The following is a 20,757-nucleotide window of genomic DNA, read 5'->3' on the forward strand; positions in this document are numbered from 1 at the left end:
GCCTGGTTGCAGCAAGTGCTGAGGCACGACTCGTGACGGGGACCCGCCCGGAGCGCTGTTTCAAGCTAAGGACGCCTCGGCTTCGCCTTTGGGTCGGCTCGGCTTCGCCGTCGTTGCTTGCCTTTGGCTTCGCGGATGGTCAAGGCGCTGTTCGTGGCCAGGTTCGGCATGATGGGGGCGTGGCCGAGTGCCGGTCAGCGGACGCACACGGTGGTGCGGTGGAAGGTGGACCGGATCTGTGACCACGCGCCGGGTGTTCGGGGCGGTGCTGGTGTTCGTCGCGGCTGGGTTGGCGGTGGCGGCGTCGTTTTTGGCTGCTTATGCCGTGCAGGCTGAGTTGCAGGGGCGGACGTTGCGGTTCGAGGCCACTTCTTGGGTGGTTGAGCGGGATGACTTTCGTGGGGCCCTGTTGCTCGGGCCGATTGAGTACGGCGAGGCTGCTGTGGGGGCGGCGTTGGTGATGGCGTTGTCCGCCGTGCTGGCGTTTCGGGTGCCTGCGGCGCGGGTGGGGTCGTTGCTCGGGGCTGGGTTGCTGGCTGGGGTTGCCTGGTCTGCCGTTGGCAGTGTGCAGGGGGTTGTGAAGAAGCTCGCGCTGCTTGAGGCGCCGGTGCCGTTCGACGTGGAGCAAGGGCAGGGGATCACCTTGCTGGTCGTCGCGGCCGGGGTTGCTGTGGTGTCGGCGGTGTTGCATCAGGAGTTGCCGCGGCGCGAGCCGGAGCCGGAGGGGGACGGTGCGGTGATTCACCAGGTTGAGGCGGACGACAGTGATACGCCGCCTTATGGATTTCCGGTTGTTGTGGAGCCGAAGAGTGATTGATCGTCGGAAGATCGCGCCGGTCCTGCTGGTGCTGGGGGCGGGGCTGGCGGCGGCAGGGAGCTTTCAGCCCACCTATCGCACGTATTATCCGGGGTACGGCGGGCCTGATCAGCGGTTGACCACCACGTTGTGGATCGTGATCTCGGAACCGCCGCACGGCCCGGAACAGGACGCGTACAACGCCGCTGGGTGGCCGGTGATCATCGCCGCTTTGTGCATGGTGGTCGCGGCGGTGCTCGTCGTGAGGGAGCGGACGTCGTTCGTCGGGTCGCCCGTGGCGATGGGGGCCGCGGGTGCGCTGGCGGGGATCGTGTTCCTGTACGTGCTTCAGGTGCGGCGCGAGAAGGAAGTCATGGCCGCGTGGCCGGTGGAGGACGGGCAGCGACCTGAGCTGAGTTTTCTCGGCGGCACGTACCTGTTGGCGGTGGCGGCGGTGATTGGGCTCGTTGGTGCTGTGCTGGCCCAACGGAAGCGACAGGCTGAGGAACCAGACGAAGTCGACAAAGAAGCGGTGGTCGTGCATCAGCTGGACAGCGATGACGACACACCGCCGTTCGGCATTGCCATCCCCGGTGAAGAGCAGCAGGAGACGCGGTGATCGGAAGACCGACGGCGGTGGCGTTGATCGCGGCCGGGGTGGTGCTGACCGCTACGGCGATGGTGTTGCCGTGGTACTCGACCGCGTACGCCGGTGGCGTCGAGGTCGTGGTCCGGGCGTGGGGTACGGAGGTCGTGAACAAGCCTGGCGACTGGCCCGCGGGTGATCTCTCGCCCTGGTACGGCCTGCCCGTCGCCGTCACGGCCGCGCTGCTCGTCGCCGGGATCTGGATCGACCGGGCCGCGCTGGCCGGAGCCGCGGCGCAACTGGGCGCCGTCGGCATCACCACGGCGCTCCTGGTGTCGGAACGCGGTCACGCGATCGAGCAGCAGGGCGACTTCGCGATCGGGTTCGGGCTCGTGTTCCTCGTGATCGGCACGCTGACCGCCCTCGTCGGTGCCATCGCGGTGCAGCGGGAGGCGGTGGCGTGAAGCTTCTCAGCGCTGCGCTCCTGGCCGTCGCCGCCGCGGCAGCGGTCGCGGCGACGTTCCTGCCGCTCTCGGAACTGCTGATCCGCCTGGCCCCCGACCAGCCGCAGACCGCCTACGTCACCACGGGCTGGGCCACGCACTTCGGTGGCACGAAAGACGAGCACGGCCCGCTCTTCGGCGTTCCCACCGTCGTGGCCGCCGCGGTGATCCTCGCCGGCATCCGGTGGCGGAAAGTCGCTTTCGCCGGAGCGGCGGCGCTCGCCGGAGTCACCGGAATGTTGTTCGTGTATTTGCTGAACGCGATCAGCTTTCACAAGGCGGGCAACATCGCCATCGATCCGGGCCTGGAAGCGGGCTTCGGCAACGGGATCTGGGTGCTGATAGCCGCGGTGGTTCTCGCGTTTGGAGCCGTAGTAGTTCACCCCGACGACTGACCAGCGAGAAATGCCCGGCGTGCCTCACCTGTCGCGTGCGCACCGTGGGTCACTATCGGCGCATGAAGCTTTCCGGGCTGCTGAGCCGTACCAACCACGAACTTCCCGGTGTCACGGGCGTCGCGCGGGTTGATCGGCGCGTAGGCGACCTGGTGCGGCGCGTCAGTCCCGGTGACGTCGCCGTTTTCGACCTCGTCGACCTCGACCGGCGGACCGCGGAAGCGCTTGTCTCGGCCGAGGTGGTGGGCGTCGTGAACGCCTCGCCGTCGATTTCCGGCCGCTTTCCCAACCTCGGCCCGGAACTGCTGATCGAGGCCGGCATTCCGCTGATCGACAACGTCGGCGCCGTCGCGCTGCGGGAGATCAAGGAAGGCACGAAGATCCGGCTGCACGAAGGTGTCGTGTACGCCGGGGAACGCGAGCTCGCCAAGGGGATCGAGCAGAACGCCGAAAGCATCGCCGACGCGATGATCGAGGCGAAGGCCGGCATGTCGGCGCAGCTGGAAGCCTTCTCCGCCAACACCATCGAGTTCCTGCGCCGCGAACGCGCGTTGGTGCTCGACGGTGTCGGCGTGCCCGAGGTGTACGTGCCGATGCGCGACCGGCAGGTGCTCGTCGTCGCGGGCGGGCCGTCGCACGCCGAGGAGCTGCGCAAGCTCCGCAAGTACATCCGCGAGTACCGGCCGGTGCTGATCGGCGTCGACACCGGCGCGGACACGCTGCACGACGCCGGGTACAAGCCGGACATCATCGTCGGCGACCCCGACGGCATCGGCACCGCGTCACTGCGCGCGGCCGCCGAGGTGGTCGTGCCCGCGCAGACCGACGGCCACGCGCCAGGTCTGCAGCGGATCCAGGACCTCGGCATCGGCGCGGTGACGTTCCCCGCGTCGGGCAACGCGGAGGACCTCGCGTTGCTGCTCGCCGAGGCGCACGGGGCGTCGCTGGTCGTCACGGTGGGACTGCGGGCGACGCTGCGCGAGTTCCTCGACCGCGGGCACTCCGGTTCCAACCCCTCCACGTTCCTCACCCGGCTCAAGCTCGGCAGCAAGCTCGTCGACGGGGAGGCCGTCGCGACGTTGCACCGCAGCCGGGTCTCGTTGGGCGTGATCGTTCTGCTGGTGACCGCCGCGATCGCTGCCATGGCGGCGGCCCTCGCGGTGTCCGGCGTCGGTCACGTCTACGTCGACATCGTGGTCGACGGCTGGCAATCCGTCGTCAACTGGTTCAGGGGGTTCTTCTCGTGATCACGCTGCGCTACCACATAGTTTCGATCACCGCCGTGTTCCTCGCGCTGGCGGTCGGTGTCGTGCTGGGGTCGACCGCGATCAGCGGGCGGCTGTTGTCCGGGTTGAGCGACGAGAAGAACTCGTTGGCACAGCAGGTGAACGACCTGCAGAACGACCGCAACGCGTTGAACGCCAAGCTGACCGAGGCGGACAAGTTCGCCGCGTCCGTCGGGCCGCTCGCGGTCAAGGACCGGCTCACCGAACGCACGGTCGTGCTGGTGACCACGTCGGACGCGCGTCCGTCCGATCGGGACGCGCTGTCGGGTCTGCTGAAGTCCGCCGGCGCCACCGTCACCGGCGAGATCCAGCTGACCGACGCGTTCGCCGACCCGTCCCGCGGCGACCAGCTGCGCGACCTGGTGGCACGGCTGCAGCCCGCGGGTTCGCAGCTGCCCACGGCCGCTGACCCCGGCACCCGCGCGGGTGGTCTGTTCGGGACGTTGCTGCTGCTCAACCCGTCCAACAACGAGCCGCAGGCCACCGCGGACGAGGCGGCCTCCGCGCTCTCCGGGCTGTCCAACGCCGGGTTCGTGAAGGCGACCTCGGGCGTGAAGCCCGCGCAGCTCGCGATCGTGCTGACCGGCGGCGCCGCGATCGGTGACTCGGCCGCCGACCGCGCCTCCACCATCGCGCGCTTCGCCACCCAGCTCGACCGGGCCGGTGCGGGCGTCGTGCTGGCCGGGGCGAACGGGTCGGCGAACGGCACCGGCGCGATCGGTGTGGTCCGCGCGGACACCAACGCGACGTCCATCCTGTCCACGGTGGACAACTCCGACACCCCGGCCGGTCAGGTCGTCTCGGTGATGGCGTTGCGCGAACAGCTGGAGGGCCGCTCCGGTCGTTACGGCGTGGCCGGCAACGCCGAGGCGTCGTCGCCGGGCACCGCCGGCTAGTAGTCCGTCGTCCAGTCGCCGGGGAGCTGTTCGACCAGCAGCTCCAACGCTTCCGGCGTGCGGGCGCGGGCCCACAGCCACTGGCCGTCGTCCTCGCGCACGATCACGTCGTCCGCGACGAACCAGCGGGTGCCGGGACTGCGCAGCGGCAACAGCGCGAAGTTGTCCTGGAGCAGGGAGATGTCCGCCTCGGACGTCTCCCTGTCCGCTGTCTCGGCCCCGTCGCGGAACAACGCCTCCGACAGCACCATCTCCACGCAGGCGACCGAGAACCTGGGCAGCCACCGGTCCCAGTGCTCCTCCGCCTTGTTCAGCAGGTCGAGCTTGATCAGGACCTCGGGGTCGTCCCCGGCGAACGTCGTTCCCCAGGCGGCGACCGACTGGTTCTCGTCGCGGAACACCAGGACGTCGCCGTCGAGGCGCAGTTCCGACGGGGTGAGCAGGCGGTCCTGGTTGCTGGTGAGGTCGGGGCGCTTGCCGAACAACGACAGCGCCTCCTTCACCGACTCCGGCAGCCGCACGCCGAGCTGGTCCTCGGTGGCCGCGAGATCGGCCCGGTTCCAGCCGTCCCGCGCCTCGATCGGCTCCGCCCACCCGGCGGCGAATCCCTCGATGAAACGCCACGCCGCGGAGCGGTCGAGCACGGCTCTGGCGGCCTCGCCTGCCACGTCGAAGGTCACGTGACAACCATTCCTGATGCCGGCCCGTGCCGGGCGCGGATCGGGGAAACCCCTCACTGCGCCGATCGGGTGATGTGATCTGCCGGGTCGTGGTGCGCTGAGTGACCGTCGGCGTGTTAGCGTTATGGCCCGTGGATAGGGGGATTCGGCCCCCACGATTTTCACGGGAGCCCCGTTGGTGCAGCAGGCACGTACGACCAAGCACGTCTTCGTCACGGGGGGCGTCGCGTCCTCCTTGGGCAAGGGGCTCACCGCCTCCAGCCTCGGCCAGTTGCTCACTTCGCGCGGCCTGCGGGTAACGATGCAGAAGCTCGACCCGTACCTGAACGTGGACCCCGGCACGATGAACCCGTTCCAGCACGGCGAGGTCTTCGTGACCGACGACGGTGCCGAGACGGACCTCGACATCGGCCACTACGAGCGGTTCCTCGCGCGGGATCTGAGCGGCGACGCGAACGTCACCACCGGCCAGGTGTACTCCGAGGTCATCGCCAAGGAGCGGCGTGGTGAGTACCTGGGCGACACGGTCCAGGTCATCCCGCACATCACCGACGAGATCAAGCGCCGCATCAGGGCGATGGCCGAGCCGGACGCCGACGGCGTCACCCCGGACGTGGTCATCACCGAGGTCGGCGGCACCGTCGGTGACATCGAGTCGCTGCCGTTCCTCGAGGCGTGCCGCCAGGTCCGCCACGACGTCGGCCGCGACAACGTCTTCTTCCTGCACGTCAGCCTGGTGCCGTACCTGGCGCCGAGCGGCGAGCTGAAGACCAAGCCGACGCAGCACTCCGTCGCGGCGCTGCGGAACATCGGCATCCAGCCGGACGCGATCGTGTGCCGCGCGGACCGGGAGATCCCGGACGCGCTCAAGCGCAAGATCGGCCTGATGTGCGACGTCGACACCGACGCCGTCGTCGCGGCCGTGGACGCGCCGTCGATCTACGACATCCCGAAGGTCCTGCACGCCGAGGGCCTCGACGCGTACGTGGTGCGCCGCCTCGACCTGCCGTTCCGCGACGTCGACTGGACGGTGTGGGGCGACCTGCTGGACCGGGTGCACAACCCGTCGGAGACGGTGAAGATCGCGCTGGTCGGCAAGTACGTCGACCTGCCGGACGCCTACCTGTCGGTCACCGAGGCGCTGCGTGCGGGCGGTTTCGCGCACCACGCCAAGGTCGAGATCAAGTGGGTGCCGTCGGACGAGTGTCAGACGCCGGAGGGCGCGGCACGGGCGTTGTCGGGCATGGACGGGGTGCTGATCCCCGGCGGGTTCGGCGTGCGCGGCATCGAGGGCAAGCTCGGCGCGCTGAAGTACAGCCGCACGCGGGGTGTGCCGACGCTGGGCCTGTGCCTCGGCCTGCAGTGCATGGTGATCGAGGCCGCGCGCAACCTCGCGGGCATCGAGGACGCGAACTCCAGCGAGTTCGAAGAGGGCGGCACGCCGGTCATCTCCACGATGGCCGACCAGCAGGACGTCGTGGCCGGTCAGCGCGACATGGGCGGCACGATGCGCCTCGGCGCGTACATCGCCAAGCTCACGCCGGGGTCGGTCGTCGCTCAGGCGTACGGCGCGACCGAGGTGTCCGAGCGGCACCGCCACCGCTACGAGGTCAACAACGCGCACCGGGGCAAGCTCACCGAGGCCGGTCTGGTGTTCTCCGGCCTCTCGCCGGACGGCCGCCTGGTCGAGTTCGTCGAGCTGCCGTCGGACGTGCACCCGTTCTACGCGGGCACGCAGGCGCACCCGGAGCTCAAGTCGCGTCCCACGAAGCCGCACCCGCTGTTCGCGGCGTTCGTGAAGGCCGCGATCGAGTACCGGGTGGCTGACCGCCTCCCTTTGAAGACGGCCGCGGGAGCGTCACAGTGACGTCTTCTGGGACGTCCAGGCACGACTTCCGCACGGTCTCCAGCGAGGACGTGCACGTCGGACGTGTGGTCGCGCTGCGGATCGACGAGGTCGAGATGCCCGGTGGCGGCACGGCCAAGCGCGAGATCGTCGAGCACATGGGCGCGGTCGCGGTCGTGGCCGTCGACGACGCGGGCGAGGTCGTGCTGATCCACCAGTACCGGCACGCGCTCGGCAGGCACCTCTGGGAGCTGCCGGCCGGGCTGCTCGACCACGACGCGGAGGAGCCGGTCGTCGGCGCGCGCCGGGAGCTGGCCGAGGAGGTCGGGCTCGACGCGGCACGCTGGGACACGCTGGTCGACGAGGCCGCGTCACCCGGTTTCACCGACGAGGTCGTGCGCGTGTTCCTGGCGCGCGACCTGTCCGAAGTGGATCGTGAGGTGCAGGGCGAGGAGGAGGCGGATCTGGAGATCCACCGCTTCCCGCTCGACGAGGCCGTGCGGATGGTGTTCTCGGGCGAGATCGTGAACTCCTCGGCGGTCGCCGGGCTGATCGCGGCGCGTGAGGTGCTGGAGGGACGCGCTGAGCCGCGTCCGGCCGACGCACCGTTTCGCGACAAGCCGACCCGGTTCGCCGCGCGCAAGAAGTAAGTTGGGCTGATGCAGACGTTGAAGGGTGCCTTCGCACGACTGAAGGCACCCTTTGCCGTTCTCGCGCTGGGTGGCGCCGGTGCGGTGCTGTTGCTGTTCGTCGACCCGAACAAGCCGGGCAACCTGCTGCCGAAGTGCCCGTTCAACTGGCTCACCGGGCTCGACTGCCCCGGCTGCGGTGCCACGCGCATGGTGCACGCGTTGCTGCACGGCGATGTCGTCAGCGCGTTCCACTACAACGCTGTGCTGCTCGCGTTGGGCGTGCCTCTGGCCGTGTGGCTGTTCGGGCGTTGGACGAAAGATCGTTGGACTGGCGAACGGCGATCCGTGCCGAAGTCGGTCGGTGTCGCCGTTCTCGTCGTTGCCGCTGTGTGGGGCGTGGGGCGAAACCTCGCGGGGATCTAGTCGCGGAGCTTGCGGCCTTCCGCGTCCGTGCCGCCGTTGACCAGGATGATGATCCCGTCGATCAACGACCAGATGCCGCAACCACCGCAGGTCAGCAGCTGGGCGACGGCGATGCCGACGTGGCCGGTGTAGAAGCGGCCGATGCCCAGGTTGCCCAGGAACAGCTGGAGCACGCCCGCGGCGATCTTCGACTTGTCCGACAGCGGCACGCCGGTGATCGGGTCGAAGCCGTACGGGGCGGCGGGGTTCGCGTAGCCCATGCCGGGAGGAACCGCGCCGTGCGGCGGGAAGCCGGGAGGCGGCGGCGGGGCGTACTGCGGCTGCGGGCCGGTGGGCGGCGGGTAGTACGGCTGCGTGGGCTGGGGCGCGAAACCCGGTGGCGGCGGGGGCACGGCGGCGAACGGCACCGATGGCGGCGCGAGGAACGGCGGGTGCGGCTGCGGGAGGTCGCGGAACAGCTCTGCCAGCTCGACGTAGGTCTGCGCGACGGACGCGCGGTTCACCCGCTCCTGGTATTCGGAGATGTCGAGCCGTGCCAGCGCGAAGTGGTCGTTGAGCGCGGTGATCGCCTCTTCGCGCTGCTGGTTGCCGATGCGCTGCTGTTCTGGCCCGAATGCTTCTGACACGGCTCAGCACGTTATCCGATGCAGGAGATCGATATCGGGAATACGCTGCGACGATGCTGGTCGGTGTCCCAAAGGAGATCAAGAACCACGAGTACCGCGTCGCGATCACGCCCGCGGGTGTGGTCGAGCTGGTGCGCCGCGGGCACGAGGTCGTCATCGAGCACGACGCCGGGGCGGGCTCGTCGTTCCCCGACCACGAGTACACGGCGGCGGGCGCGCGCATCGCCGCGACGGCCGACGAGGTGTGGGGTCTCGCGGACCTGGTGCTGAAGGTCAAGGAGCCGATCGAGCCCGAGTACCACCGGATGCGCCGGGATCAGGTGCTCTTCACGTACCTGCACCTGGCGGCGAGCCCGGAGTGCACCAAGGCGATCGCGGACGCCGGCATCACCGCCATCGCCTACGAGACCGTGCAGCTGCCGGACGGGTCGCTGCCGTTGCTGGCGCCGATGAGCGAGATCGCCGGGCGGATGGCGGCCCAGGTGGGCGCGCACTGCCTGGAACGGGCGCAGGGCGGTCGCGGAGTGCTGCTGGGTGGTGCGCCCGGAGTCGCGGCGGGCAAGGTCGCGGTGATCGGCGCGGGCGTGGCGGGGATGAACGCGGCGACGATGGCCGTCGGCATGCAGGCCGAGGTGGTCGTGCTGGACAAGAACGTCAACCGGTTGCGGCAGATCGACTTCACCTACCGCGGGCACCTTCAGACGATCGCGTCGAACGCTTATGAGGTCGAGAAGGCCTGCCGCTGGGCCGATCTGGTGATCGGCGCGGTGCTGGTGCCGGGAGCGAAGGCGCCGAAGCTCGTCAGCGACGATCTGGTGTCCCAGATGCGGTCCGGAAGCGTGCTGGTCGACATCGCCGTTGACCAAGGTGGATGTTTCGAAAACACTCGGCCGACTACGCACGACGATCCGACGTACCGAGTGCACGACTCCGTGTTCTACTGCGTCGCCAACATGCCTGGTGCGGTACCGAACACATCGACGTACGCACTGACGAACGTGACTTTGCCGTACGTCATCGCGTTGGCTGACAAGGGTTTCGAACGTGCTGTGATGGAAGATCTCGCGCTGGCGAAGGGCGTCAACGCGCGCGATGGAGAGATTGTGCTGGAAGGGCTGGCGTGATCCCAGAACTGGTGGCGAGCTATCTCGACCACCTTGCCGTGGAACGCGGCACGGCCCGCAACACTCTCGACTCCTACACCCGTGATCTGCGCAGATACTCCGAGCACCTGGAATCCGTCGGCGTGACGGATCTGGGCGCCGTGACCGAGTTGCACGTGAGCGAGTTCCTGGCTGTGTTGCGGGAAAGTGGGCTCGCGGCGTCGTCAGCTGCACGGACGTTGGTCGCAGTGCGGGGATTGCATCGCTTCGCGCATCGTGAAGGCGTGGTGCCACATGACGTCGCGCGCGCCGTGCACCCGCCGTCACCGCCCAAGAGGCTGCCGAAAGCATTGCCCGTCAATGATGTTCTGACGTTGCTCGACACCGTCGTGAACCTGCGGGACAAGGCGTTGCTGGAGTTGCTGTACTCGACGGGTGCGCGCATCTCCGAGGTCGTCGGGCTGGACATCGATGACATCGATGCAGGTGAGCGCACCGTGCTGCTGGACGGAAAGGGTGGCAAGCAACGGCTTGTCCCGGTGGGACGGCCGGCGTTGGCCGCTGTCGACGCGTACCTGGTGCGTGCGCGTCCGGCGTTGGCGGCCAAGGGGCGTGGGACGCCTGCATTGTTCTTGAATGCACGCGGTGGACGGCTTTCCCGGCAGAGCGCGTGGACCGTTCTGAAGACCGCCGCGGAGGACGCCGGAATCACCGCCGTGGTGTCTCCACACACGTTGCGGCATTCGTTCGCCACCCATCTGTTGGAAGGGGGTGCTGACGTTCGGGTGGTTCAGGAACTCCTCGGGCACGCATCGGTTACGACCACTCAGGTGTACACACTGGTAACCGTTACGACTTTGAGGGAGGTCTACGCAACTGCTCACCCTCGAGCCACTGGAACATGAGGCTTCCACGGGTACGGTGGTCAGGTGCCGAACTTGGACGAGCCGTCCCCACAGGCCATTGATCTAGCCGCTGTGCTGCACGCGCTGAGCGACCCGACGAGGCTCGCGGTCGTGCGCCAGATCCAGTCGAGCGGGGAGAGGCTGTGCGGGGCTTTCGAGGTTGACGTAGCGAAGTCGACCCTTTCCCAGCACCTGCGCGTGTTGCGCGAAGCTGGCATCACCCGAACACGCTGCCGCGGCAACCAACGCTGGGTGTCACTGCGCCGGGACGACCTGGACCTTCTCTTCCCAGGCCTTCTCGACGTGGTCCTTTCCGCCGCTGATCGACGTACACGAGCGGATGTTCTGGCCTAACAAAGTCTTGACAAACACCGGCGAGGCGCGTTGCCGCTCGCACGGGTGCGGCCTAGGCTGCGCCCGGAGAGACGACTACGAGCAGTGAGGGAACGCCAGCCATGTCGACACCGGAGCACGCTTTCGCGCCCCGTGCCGATCTGAACCTGGCCCCGCACGCCGCGCCGGTGGACGATGTCGCTCACGAGCAGGTCGACGGCATCGGTCCGACCGGCCGCCCGCGCCGCCACATCCCGGATCCGCCGCCGCTGCTGCACCACGGCCCGGCGAAGATCCTCGCGGTGTGCAACCAGAAGGGCGGCGTCGGCAAGACGACGACGACCATCAACCTGGGCGCGGCGCTGGCCGAGTACGGCCGGCGGGTGCTGCTCGTCGACTTCGACCCGCAGGGCGCGCTCTCGGTGGGCCTCGGCGTGCACCCGCACCAGCTGGAAACCACGATCTACAACGTCATCATGGAGAACGACACCGCCGTCCCCGACGTCATCCGCAAGACCATGGTCGAGGACATGGACCTGCTGCCGAGCAACATCGACCTGTCGGCGGCCGAGATCCAGCTGGTGTCCGAGGTAGGTCGCGAACACACGCTCGTGCGCACCCTTCGTCCCGTGATCGACCACTACGACTACGTGCTGGTCGACTGCCAGCCCTCGCTCGGCCTGCTCACGGTGAACGCCCTCGCGGCCGCGGACGGAGTGCTGATCCCGCTGGAGTGCGAGTTCTTCTCGCTGCGCGGGGTGGCGCTGCTCATCGACACCATCGAGAAGGTCAAGGAACGGTTGAACCCCAAGCTCAACATCACCGGCATCCTCGCGACGATGTACGACCCGCGCACGCTGCACTCGCGTGAGGTCATGGCACGCGTCGTGGAGGCGTTCGGCGAGATCGTGTTCGACTCGGTCATCAACCGCACGGTGCGCTTCCCGGAGACCACCGTGGCGGGCGAGCCGATCACCCGCTGGGCGCCGCGATCCGCCGGCGCCAACGCCTACCGCGGGCTGGCTCGCGAGGTGATCGCCCGGTGAACCGTCGCCCTTCACTGCCGGGGGCGGCGGAGCTTTTCCGGCTGACCGCGGCTGCTCCCGTTCCCGAGGCTGCTCCGGAGGCCGTTGATCCGCCGGTTCAGCGCCGCGGGTCCGGGCGCACGAAGCACACCACGAAGATCACGGTGTACGTGTCCGACGAGGAGCTGATGGCTCTGGAGCAGGCGCGGCTGTCGTTGCGCGGCTCGCACGGGCTCGGCGTGGACCGCGGGCGCGTGGTGCGTGAGGCGATCGCGATCGTGCTGGACGACCTCGAGACGCACGGTGACGCATCGCTGCTGGTACGCAGGTTGCGCGACCAGTGACCGAGGAACCTCCCGCTGAAGTCGCTGCTGAAGTTGCCGCTGAAGTCGCCGCTCCGGACGATGGCAAGTTCAAGGTCAGGCTCACGAACTTCGAGGGCCCCTTCGACCTGCTGCTGCAGCTGATCTCGCAGCACACCCTCGACGTGACCGAGGTGGCGCTGCACACGGTCACCGACGACTTCATCGCGCACCTGCGCGGCATGGGCGAGGCGTGGGACCTCGACGAGACCACCGAGTTCCTGGTGATCGCGGCGACCCTGCTGGATCTGAAGGCCGCCCGGCTGCTGCCGACCGGCGACGTCGAGGACGAGGACGACCTGGCGCTGCTGGAAGCACGCGACCTGCTGTTCGCGCGGCTGTTGCAGTACCGGGCCTACAAGCAGGTCGCGGCGCTGTTCGCCGAACTGGAACAGGGTGCGTTCCGCCGGTATCCGCGGTCGGTGTCGCTGGAGCCGCGCTTCGAGGGACTGCTGCCCGAGGTGATGCTCGGCGTGACGCCCGGCAAGTTCGCCCTGATCGCCGCCGCCGCGTTCCGGCCGAAGCAGAAGCGGACCCTGTCGGTCGAGCACATCCACCAGCACCGGGTGTCGATCCGCGAGACGGCGGACAAGCTGCGGACCTTCCTGGTCGAGCGCGGCACGGCGTCGTTCACGGAGATCGTCGCCGACTGCACCGAGACGATGGAGGTCGTGGCGCGCTTCTTGGCGCTGCTGGAGCTGTACCGGGAGAAGTCGCTGGCCTTCGAGCAGGAGGACCCGCTCGGGCCGCTGCGGGTGACGTGGGTCGGCGGGACGTTGGAGGAAGCGCAGGCGCAGGTGCACGCCGGCCACGAGGATGAGGACTACGGCTGATGAGCGAGCCACTGGTGGGGCCGGACGCGGCGGAGATCGAGAACTCGGGACCGGCGTTCGACAACGACGGCGACAACGACACCGCCGGCGTGCCGGAATCCGCTGCGCCGACCGGCGCCGAGCCCGAGGCTGCCCAACCTGGCACCGCGGAGCCCGAACCTCTCGCCGAGCCGGCACCCGCTGCTGAGCCCGCCGACCCCGAACCTGACCTCCAGGCCGCCGCGCCCACCGAGGCCGACCCGGAGCCTCCGGCCGCCGACCCCGCGGACGCCGCCGACGCCGCCACCCTCGAGGCCCAGCTCCTCGCCGCCGCCCCCGAGGAAGCCATCGAGGACAGCGGTCTCCCGGACCTCACGAACGACCAGGAATTCGAGGCGGCGATCGAGTCCGTGCTGCTCGTGGTCGACAGCCCGATCGCCGAAGACCAGCTCAGCAGTGCCCTTGAGCAGCCGGTTAAGCGAATCAAGGAAGCACTCCGTAGACTCTCCACCCGGTACACCGAGTCCGGCAGCGGGATCGACCTGCGCAGGGCGGGGGACGGCTGGCGGTTCTACACGCGGGACCGGTACGCCCCGTTCGTGGAGAAGCTGCTGCTCGACGGCCAGCGCGCGAAACTCACCCGCGCGGCCCTGGAGACGCTCGCGGTGATCGCCTACCGGCAGCCCGTGACGAGGGCGCGGATCGCGGCGGTCCGTGGCGTCAACGTGGACGGTGTGATCCGGACCCTGGTCGCGCGGGGGCTCATCGAGGAGACGGGCACGGACAGCGACACGGGTGGGATCCTGTACCGCACGACCGAACTGTTCCTGGAGCGGTTGGGGCTGTCGTCGCTCGCCGACCTGCCCGCAATCGCGCCGCTGCTGCCCGAAGTGGATGCGATCGACGATGTCTGAGAACGAAGGCGTGCGCCTGCAGAAGGTGCTCGCGCAGGCGGGGGTCGCCTCGCGCCGTGCTTCCGAGGAACTGATCGAGCAAGGGCGGGTGTCGGTCGACGGCAAGGTCGTGCGCGAGCAGGGCCGGCGCATCGATCCCGAGACCGCCGTGGTGCACGTCGACGGCGTGCGGGTGCAGATCCGCGAGGACGTCGTCACCATCGCGCTGAACAAGCCGTTCGGCATGCTCTCCACGATGGAGGACGACCTGGGCCGGCCGTGCGTGGGCGACCTGGTGCGCAACCGCGCGGAGCGGCTGTTCCACGTCGGGCGCCTCGACGCCGAGACCGAGGGCCTGCTGCTGCTCACGAACGACGGCGAGCTCGCACATCGGCTGATGCACCCGAGCTACAACGTCAAGAAGACCTACCTCGCCGAGGTGCCCGGCCCGGTCGAGAAGGGTCTCAACAAGAAGCTGAAGGCCGGCATCGAGCTCGATGACGGCCCGGTCAAGGTCGACTCCTTCAAGCTCATCAGCGCCGTCCCCGGCAAGGCGCTCGTCGAGGTCGTGCTGCACGAGGGCCGCAAGCACATCGTGCGCCGCCTGCTCGAGCACGTCGGCTACCCGGTGCAGTCGCTGGTGCGCGTCGCGGTCGGTGACGTGTCGCTCGGCAACCAGCGTCCCGGCTCGATGCGCGTCCTGAACCGCCAGGAAGTCGGCGGCCTTTACAAGCTCGTCGGTCTCTGATCAGAATCTGAACCCGCTCGCCCCTCCGGCCCCGAGTCCGGAGGGGCGACCTGCGGTGAACCCCCATTCACCTTGCAACCGGAACGCTACGGCGATGACGTTGTAAGGGGTCGGCCATGCACTTTGAACAACACGGTGTAGACAATCGGTCACGGGGGGAGACCGACATGCCACGCACCGAACGTCCGTTGGACAGCGTTGACAGCGAACTCGGCGGTTTCGCCGCCGACCTCCGCAAGCTGAGGGACAAGGCGGGCAAACCGTCCTACCGGGCCCTCGCTTCACGCGCGCATTACTCGGCGGCGACGCTCTCCGACGCTGCCGGAGGCAAGAAACTCCCGTCGCTCGCCGTCACGCTGGCCTACGTCAAGGCCTGCGACGGCGACGTGCGGGAGTGGGAACAACGATGGCGTGCGATCGCCGCCCCGCCGGACCCGACCGGTGAAGCGCCGTACGTCGGACTCAAGGCGTTCCAGAAGGAAGACGCCGACCGGTTCTTCGGCCGCGAGAAGCTCACCGCGAAACTCGTCGAACTCACCAGCGCACGCCCGTTCGTCGGCGTTTTCGGGGCGAGCGGCTCTGGCAAGTCATCCCTGCTGCGCGCCGGCCTGCTCCCGCGCCTGACCAACTCCCTGATCTTCACGCCGGGCGTGCAGCCGCTCGACGAGTGCGCCGTCCGCCTCGCCCAGCTGACCGGGCACTCCGCCGTGGTCCTGCGCGCCGAACTCGCCGATCCGCTGGCACTGGGCCTGCTGGTCAGGCAGTACTACGAGGACCTCGTCCTGGTGATCGACCAGTTCGAGGAGGTCTTCACCGTCTGCGGCCCCGAGCAACGCGACTGGTTCGTCCAAGCCCTGGTCAACGCCCCGCACGTGGTCATCGGGGTCCGCGCCGACTTCTTCGGCCACATCGGCCGCCACCCCGAACTCGTCGAGGCACTCGACGGCGCACAGCTGCTCGTCGGCCCGATGAGCACCGACGAGCTGCGCCGCGCCATCACCGAACCGGCCCAGCACGTCGGTGCCGCCGTCGAAACGGCCCTGGTCACGCGGCTGGTGGCCGATGTCGCGGGCCAGCCGGCCGCGCTGCCGCTCGTCCAGCACGCCCTCGTCGAGACCTGGCACCGCCGGCGCGGCATGACGCTCTCGCTGGTCGGCTACGAGGAGGCCGGCGGCGTCGAGCACGCCATCGCCCGCACTGCCGAGGTCGTGTACGACCAGCTCACCGAGGACCAGCGGCACACCGCCAGGATGATCTTCCTGCGTCTGATCGCACTCGGTGAGGGCACTGAGGACACCAAACGCCGCACCACCCGCGACGGCCTCGACGCCGAGGTTCTGGAACACCTCGCGAACGCGCGTCTCGTCACCGTCACCGAGCAGCACGCCGAACTCACCCACGAAGCGTTGATCCGCTCCTGGCCACGCCTGCGCGACTGGATCGCAGAGGACCGCGAAGCGCTGCGCGTCCACCACCAGCTCACCGAGGCCGCCGCCGGGTGGGACGGCGACCGCGACCTGCTCTACAAGGGCGTTCGCCTCGCTCAGGCGGGGGAGCTCGACCCGGCGTCGCTGACCGAACCCGAGCGCGCCTTCCTCACCGCGAGCCAGGCCGACGGCCGCCGCCGCGCGCGCCGCGCCAAGATCGTGGTGAGCGCGCTGTCCGTGCTGGTGCTGCTGCTGGCCGGCACCGTCGTCTTCGCGATGGACAAGGCGCGGGAGGTGTCGCGGCAGCGAGATCTCGCCGTGGCAGGGGTGGCGGCGGCCGACGCCCGCCGGCTCGCGCTGCTGTCGACCGACACCGGCGAGGCGATCCGGCTGGCCCTCGCCGCCTACCGGGTGGCGCCCGACAACACGACCCGCGACCACCTGCTCAGCGTCGACGCCTCCGCCCGGCGGGACCGCTTCCTGCAAGGGGTGTCGTTCTCACCTCTGCTCAAGACCCGCGGTGGCCGGTTCTTCATGGACTCCGACCGCATGGTGTTCGCCACGAACCTGTGGGACCTGCGCAACCGCGAGGTCGTCCCGCGGCTGCGTCTCACCGGAAGGGTGGAGGCGGTCAGCGACGACGACCGGCGCGTGGTCGCCACCACCGAGGAAGGGGTGGTGCTGCTGGACACGAGCGATCCCGCACAGCCGCGCAAGCTCGCCCTGATCTCTTCGACGCCCATCCACGTCACGGCGGACAGCACTCTGTCCAGGTTCGTCGGAGTCGTCTCCATCCGGCCCGGCGTGCCGACGGTCTGGACCTACGACGGTTCCGGCGGCATGCGCGCGACCGAGGTCCCGGGCGAAGGACAGGTGAAGGACATGCGTCTCTCGCCGGACGGCAGGACCCTCGTGGTGCAGCGGTTCGGCCCGGGCGTCGTGGAGTTGTGGCGGTTCGACGGGGAGACGCTCCGCCGCGCGGGCGAGAACACGATCCCCGGCCTCTGGGACGACAGCTACTTCAGCCCGGACAACAGGTTTCTCCTGCTGATCGACACCGCGACGGGAACCGCGCGGGTGTGGGACGTCGCGGATCCCGCGCAGCCGGTCGACTGGGCCGAGTTCCCCGTGCCGCCGCGCACCGGCCTCACCGTCACCTTCGCCCAGGACAGCAGCCAGGTGTTGATCGGCACGGACCGGTCCGCGCACGTGCGGAGCCTGAAGAACCGGCACGAACCCGTGTCGCTCGCCGCGTTCGAGAACTTCCCGCAGGACGTCTCGGCTTTCGACTACTGGCCGGCGAAGGAGGGGTTCGTCGCGGTGACCGCGGACGCGGTGTGGCCGTTGCGCACGGACGTCGAGAAGGTGGCCAAGGCCCTGTGTCTCGGCGGGCCGCAGCTGTCCGACGAGGACTGGGCGAAGCACTTCCCGGACATCGAACGCGTGCCCGTGTGCTGATCCGGAGTTGAGGGGTGCTGAGCCGTGGGTGGCCACCTGGGGCTCGGCCACCCACGGCCACACCGGCGCCGGTTCGGGGCGCGAGCACCGGGCCTTCCCCGCAGTGTTGACGCGTTCCTGGCGACGTTAGGGCGAACGGGTTGTTCACGGTCAGGCGTTGGCCGCTGAACAAAGTTCTCTGAACAATGGCGGGATGCCGAGACGGGAACGCCCTCTCGACGAGGGCGAGAGCGGTGTGCTGCGGTTCGCGGCGGATCTGCGCCGGCTGCGGGAGCGTGCGGGCAGCCCCACCTATCGGGAGCTGAGCCGGCGGGCGCACTACTCGGCCGCGGCGCTGTCGGAGGCCGCCGGTGGGCGGAAGTTGCCGAGTCTCGCGGTGACCAAGGCCTATGCCAAGGCTTGCGACGCTGATCCGGAGGAGTGGGCGCGGCGGTGGCGGGAGGTCGCCGGGTCCGAACCGCACGCGGGCGGTGACAGTCCTTATGTGGGACTGGCGATGTTCCAGCCCGGTGACGCGCCGAAGTTCTTCGGGCGTGAGCGGTTGACGGCCGAGTTGCTGACCACGAGGAACCGCTTCACCGGGGTGTTCGGGCCGTCCGGGGTGGGGAAGTCGTCGTTGCTGCGGGCCGGGTTGATCGCCCGCACCCGCGAGCCCGTCCTGTTGTTCACGCCCGGCGCGAACCCGGTGGAGGAGTGCGCGGTCGCGCTCGCCCGGCTCACCGGTCAGGACGCGGTCGAGCTCGCCGACGAGCTGAAGGACGTGGAGGAGCTCGGCAGGAGGCACGGGCACCTCGTGGTCGTGGACCAGTTCGAGGAGCTGTTCACGTTGTGCCGCAGCGAGGAGCTGAGAACGTGGCTCATCGCGGCGCTCACGAGGTGCGCGAAGGTCGTCATCGGTGTGCGGGCCGACTACTACGGGCACTGCGCGCAACACCCCGAGTTGGTGGAGGCTCTCGCCGGCAGCCAGGTCATGGTCGGCGCGATGTCGCCGGACGAGCTGCGCCTCGCCATCACCGAACCCGCCGCGGTCGTGGGTGCCAAGGTCGAGACGGCGTTGCTGGCCAGGCTGATGGCGGACGCCGTGGGGCAGGCCGCGGTGTTGCCGTTGCTGTCGCACGCGCTCGCGGAGACGTGGCAGCACCGCCGCGGCATGACGTTGACCATCGCCGGTTACGAGGAGGTCGGCGGTCTCGAACACGCCGTCGCCCGCACCGCGCAGGAACTCTTCGACGGCTTCACCACCCGGCAACAGGCGCACGCGAAACGGATCCTGCTGCGGCTCGTGACCGCCGAGGAAACCAAACGCCGCGCGCACCCCGACGAGCTGGAAGCCGACGAGGAAGTGTTGTGGGCGCTGGCAGCGGCCCGGCTCGTGGTGATCGACCGGGACGGTGTCGAGCTCGCGCACGAGGCGTTGATCCGCGGCTGGCCGGAGTTCCAGGGCTGGGTCGAGGAGGACCGCGAGAACATCAAGGCACAGCGCGAACTCACCGAAGCCACGCAGACCTGGGAGTCGCTCGACCGGGACGCGGGCGCGCTGTTCCGGGGACGCCGGCTGGCGAACGTTCCCGAAGGCCTGTCCCTGAACGCGAGGGAGCGCGCGTTCCTCGCCGCGAGCCTGGCCGCAGAGGAAGAGGTCTCGGTGAGCGCCCGAAGACGCACCCGCCGCCAGCGCCAGCTGCTCGCCGCGCTCGCGGCCCTGATCGTCGTCGCCGCCAGCACGACCGCCTTCGCCTTGCAGGCCGGCAGAACCGCCGAGGAACAACGCGCCGCCGCGGCCGTGCTGAAGGCGGTCGGCGAGGCACAGGCGTTGCGTTCCACGAACCCCGCGCTGGCCCAGCAGGTCGCGCTGGCCGCCTACCAGCTCGTGCCGTTGTCCCAGGCGCGCAACGGTTTGCGCCAGGAGGACGTGCCCTCCCAGGTGCTCCGCGAAGCCCAGTCAGAGGTGACCGCGCTGGTGGTGGGCCCGACCCAGCAACAGGTCGCCACCGGCCACCGCGACGGCACGGTGGTGCTGACCGACCTCGCCGACCTGCCGTCCCCGCGCACCTCCCACGAGGCCGCCAGGCACGCCGGCGCCGTCACCGCACTGGCGATGGACTCGACCGGCGGCCTGGTCGCCTCCGCGGGTGAGGACGGCGCCGTCCACGTCGTCGACGTCTCCCTCGGCAAACCCCGCGAACTGGCCGTGCTCCCGGTGCGCGCCTCGGCGATCGCCTGGCAGGGCACCACTCTCGTCACCACCGATCACGACGGCGCCCTGAGCTTCTGGACCGACCTCCGCCGCGAACGCCCGCGACTGCTGGTCAGCACCCAGCTGGGCCTGGGTCCGTTGGCGGGCATGGCGTTCCGCTCCGACGGCCGGATCCTCGCCGCCGTCACCACCGGCCGCGCCGTCCATCTCGTCGACGTGGCCGACCCGCGCGACGCCAAGCTGCTGTCGCTGACCAAGGAGTTCGCCGGCGGCGCCCAGTTCGCGGGCGACGACCTGCTGATGACCACCGCCGACAACGCCGTCCACCTCTGGGACGCCACCGACCCGCGCGACCCGGTCCTGCGCGCCGAGATCCCGTCCGGCGGCGGCGACATCACCTCGGCGTGGCTCGGCGCCGACAGCGTCGCGATCGCCACCAACGACGGCCTGGTACGCCTGTGGCAGCTTCCTGACCAGGGCGAACCGGTCGAGCAGGCGTTGCTGCGCGGTCATGCGGGGCCGGTGGCGGCGGTGGGGCTCACGCCCAAGGGTGACGAGGTCGTGACGGGTGGCGCGGATCGGGCGGTGCGGCTGTGGGACGTGGACCCGCGTGATCCGGCGGTGCGGATCTGCGAGCAGGCGATTCCGCGGATGAGCCGGCAGGAGTGGGAGCGGTACTTCGGGGACATCGCGTTCACTCCGCCGTGCCGCGACTGAGCCGCACGTCCACATAGGTGGAACGATCACGAAGCAGGCGTCCGGATGGTGACCGATTAGCGGGGTGTTAGACGGCGGGCAAACCTCTGGTGGACAATCCGGCCAGGAGGC

The 20,757-nt window shown here is 69.4% G+C and carries 21 protein-coding genes; 19 read left to right on the top strand and 2 right to left on the bottom strand.

All coding sequences use genetic code 11. The features are described 5' to 3' along the window. Positions 1–238: 238 nt before the first annotated feature. The 6 genes from SK803_RS28965 to SK803_RS28990 all read left to right on the top strand — a co-directional run bounded on the left by SK803_RS28965 (position 239) and on the right by SK803_RS28990 (position 4,462). Positions 239–817: a hypothetical protein gene (locus tag SK803_RS28965; RefSeq protein ID WP_319969293.1), complete on the top strand. Its 579-nt coding sequence runs from the start codon at positions 239–241 to the stop codon at positions 815–817. After that, entirely contained in the window at positions 810–1,415 is a 606-nt protein-coding gene (locus SK803_RS28970; protein WP_319969294.1) for a hypothetical protein, read from the top strand. Before SK803_RS28965 ends, SK803_RS28970 begins: the two co-directional genes overlap by 8 nt. Then, positions 1,412–1,846, top strand: a complete 435-nt coding sequence (locus SK803_RS28975) for a hypothetical protein (RefSeq protein WP_319969295.1) — start codon at positions 1,412–1,414, stop codon at positions 1,844–1,846. The genes SK803_RS28970 and SK803_RS28975 overlap by 4 nt, the downstream gene beginning before the upstream one ends. After that, a complete protein-coding gene (locus SK803_RS28980) occupies positions 1,843–2,280 on the top strand; it encodes a hypothetical protein (protein WP_319969296.1) in 438 nt (145 codons plus the stop codon). Before SK803_RS28975 ends, SK803_RS28980 begins: the two co-directional genes overlap by 4 nt. A gap of 62 nt (positions 2,281–2,342) precedes the next feature. Then, complete coding sequence (steA, locus tag SK803_RS28985) at positions 2,343–3,527, top strand: putative cytokinetic ring protein SteA (protein WP_319969297.1); 1,185 nt, start codon at positions 2,343–2,345, stop codon at positions 3,525–3,527. Further along, entirely contained in the window at positions 3,524–4,462 is a 939-nt protein-coding gene (locus tag SK803_RS28990) for a copper transporter (RefSeq protein WP_319969298.1), read from the top strand. Before steA ends, SK803_RS28990 begins: the two co-directional genes overlap by 4 nt. On the opposite strand, the gene SK803_RS28995 is transcribed toward SK803_RS28990, so the two are convergent. Beyond that, positions 4,459–5,142: a hypothetical protein gene (locus SK803_RS28995; RefSeq protein ID WP_319969299.1), complete on the bottom strand. Its 684-nt coding sequence runs from the start codon at positions 5,140–5,142 to the stop codon at positions 4,459–4,461. The genes SK803_RS28990 and SK803_RS28995 overlap by 4 nt on opposite strands. A gap of 178 nt (positions 5,143–5,320) precedes the next feature. Between SK803_RS28995 and SK803_RS29000 the strand changes: the two genes are divergently transcribed. Genes SK803_RS29000 through SK803_RS29010 form a run of 3 tightly spaced genes read left to right on the top strand, consistent with a single transcriptional unit; the run spans position 5,321 to position 8,043 of the window. Continuing rightward, on the top strand, positions 5,321–7,009 hold the full coding sequence (locus tag SK803_RS29000; protein WP_406601594.1) for a CTP synthase: 1,689 nt from the start codon (positions 5,321–5,323) through the stop codon (positions 7,007–7,009). Further along, positions 7,006–7,638 carry an NUDIX hydrolase gene (locus tag SK803_RS29005; protein ID WP_319969301.1) on the top strand — a complete coding sequence of 211 codons (633 nt, stop codon included), beginning with the start codon at positions 7,006–7,008 and terminating at the stop codon, positions 7,636–7,638. Before SK803_RS29000 ends, SK803_RS29005 begins: the two co-directional genes overlap by 4 nt. Positions 7,639–7,647: 9 nt before the next feature. After that, positions 7,648–8,043: a DUF2752 domain-containing protein gene (locus tag SK803_RS29010; RefSeq protein WP_319969302.1), complete on the top strand. Its 396-nt coding sequence runs from the start codon at positions 7,648–7,650 to the stop codon at positions 8,041–8,043. Here SK803_RS29010 and SK803_RS29015 read toward each other — a convergent pair. Continuing rightward, a complete protein-coding gene (locus SK803_RS29015; RefSeq protein WP_319969303.1) occupies positions 8,040–8,669 on the bottom strand; it encodes an NINE protein in 630 nt (209 codons plus the stop codon). The genes SK803_RS29010 and SK803_RS29015 overlap by 4 nt on opposite strands. Before the next feature lie 53 nt (positions 8,670–8,722). Here SK803_RS29015 and ald point away from each other — a divergent pair, with 53 nt between their 5' ends. The 10 genes from ald (at position 8,723) to SK803_RS29065 (ending at position 20,646) form a co-directional block, all read left to right on the top strand. After that, the gene (ald, locus tag SK803_RS29020) at positions 8,723–9,793 is read left to right on the top strand and encodes an alanine dehydrogenase (protein ID WP_319969304.1); all 1,071 of its coding nucleotides are present in this window, start codon (positions 8,723–8,725) and stop codon (positions 9,791–9,793) included. Between the two features lie 8 nt (positions 9,794–9,801). Continuing rightward, positions 9,802–10,677: a site-specific tyrosine recombinase XerD gene (xerD, locus tag SK803_RS29025; RefSeq protein WP_455032250.1), complete on the top strand. Its 876-nt coding sequence runs from the start codon at positions 9,802–9,804 to the stop codon at positions 10,675–10,677. Between the two features lie 24 nt (positions 10,678–10,701). After that, positions 10,702–11,031 carry an ArsR/SmtB family transcription factor gene (locus tag SK803_RS29030; RefSeq protein ID WP_319969305.1) on the top strand — a complete coding sequence of 110 codons (330 nt, stop codon included), beginning with the start codon at positions 10,702–10,704 and terminating at the stop codon, positions 11,029–11,031. 101 nt (positions 11,032–11,132) lie between these two features. After that, positions 11,133–12,056: a ParA family protein gene (locus SK803_RS29035; protein ID WP_319969306.1), complete on the top strand. Its 924-nt coding sequence runs from the start codon at positions 11,133–11,135 to the stop codon at positions 12,054–12,056. Next, positions 12,053–12,379 (top strand): hypothetical protein, encoded by a 327-nt coding sequence (locus SK803_RS29040; RefSeq protein WP_319969307.1) that lies wholly within the window; start codon positions 12,053–12,055, stop codon positions 12,377–12,379. The genes SK803_RS29035 and SK803_RS29040 overlap by 4 nt, the downstream gene beginning before the upstream one ends. Next, positions 12,376–13,230 (top strand): segregation and condensation protein A, encoded by an 855-nt coding sequence (locus tag SK803_RS29045; RefSeq protein WP_319969308.1) that lies wholly within the window; start codon positions 12,376–12,378, stop codon positions 13,228–13,230. The genes SK803_RS29040 and SK803_RS29045 overlap by 4 nt, the downstream gene beginning before the upstream one ends. Next, on the top strand, positions 13,230–14,123 hold the full coding sequence (scpB, locus tag SK803_RS29050; protein WP_319969309.1) for an SMC-Scp complex subunit ScpB: 894 nt from the start codon (positions 13,230–13,232) through the stop codon (positions 14,121–14,123). The genes SK803_RS29045 and scpB overlap by 1 nt, the downstream gene beginning before the upstream one ends. After that, positions 14,116–14,850: a pseudouridine synthase gene (locus tag SK803_RS29055; protein WP_319969310.1), complete on the top strand. Its 735-nt coding sequence runs from the start codon at positions 14,116–14,118 to the stop codon at positions 14,848–14,850. The genes scpB and SK803_RS29055 overlap by 8 nt, the downstream gene beginning before the upstream one ends. 167 nt (positions 14,851–15,017) lie before the next feature. Then, complete coding sequence (locus tag SK803_RS29060) at positions 15,018–17,735, top strand: nSTAND1 domain-containing NTPase (RefSeq protein WP_319969311.1); 2,718 nt, start codon at positions 15,018–15,020, stop codon at positions 17,733–17,735. A gap of 193 nt (positions 17,736–17,928) precedes the next feature. Next, positions 17,929–20,646, top strand: a complete 2,718-nt coding sequence (locus tag SK803_RS29065; protein ID WP_319969312.1) for an nSTAND1 domain-containing NTPase — start codon at positions 17,929–17,931, stop codon at positions 20,644–20,646. The last annotated feature ends 111 nt before the right edge of the window (positions 20,647–20,757 follow it).

Source organism: Lentzea miocenica, from assembly GCF_033949945.1.
GTDB lineage: Bacteria > Actinomycetota > Actinomycetes > Mycobacteriales > Pseudonocardiaceae > Lentzea > Lentzea miocenica.

Excerpts from the sequence above, each read along its gene's own strand:
- SK803_RS29010 (WP_319969302.1), top strand. The coding sequence starts at position 7,648 with ATGCAGACGTTGAAGGGTGCCTTCGCACGACTGAAGGCACCCTTTGCC.
- SK803_RS29065 (WP_319969312.1), top strand. The coding sequence starts at position 17,929 with ATGCCGAGACGGGAACGCCCTCTCGACGAGGGCGAGAGCGGTGTGCTG.
- steA (WP_319969297.1), top strand. The coding sequence starts at position 2,343 with ATGAAGCTTTCCGGGCTGCTGAGCCGTACCAACCACGAACTTCCCGGT.
- SK803_RS29035 (WP_319969306.1), top strand. The coding sequence starts at position 11,133 with ATGTCGACACCGGAGCACGCTTTCGCGCCCCGTGCCGATCTGAACCTG.
- SK803_RS29055 (WP_319969310.1), top strand. The coding sequence starts at position 14,116 with ATGTCTGAGAACGAAGGCGTGCGCCTGCAGAAGGTGCTCGCGCAGGCG.
- scpB (WP_319969309.1), top strand. The coding sequence starts at position 13,230 with ATGAGCGAGCCACTGGTGGGGCCGGACGCGGCGGAGATCGAGAACTCG.
- SK803_RS29060 (WP_319969311.1), top strand. The coding sequence starts at position 15,018 with ATGCCACGCACCGAACGTCCGTTGGACAGCGTTGACAGCGAACTCGGC.
- ald (WP_319969304.1), top strand. The coding sequence starts at position 8,723 with ATGCTGGTCGGTGTCCCAAAGGAGATCAAGAACCACGAGTACCGCGTC.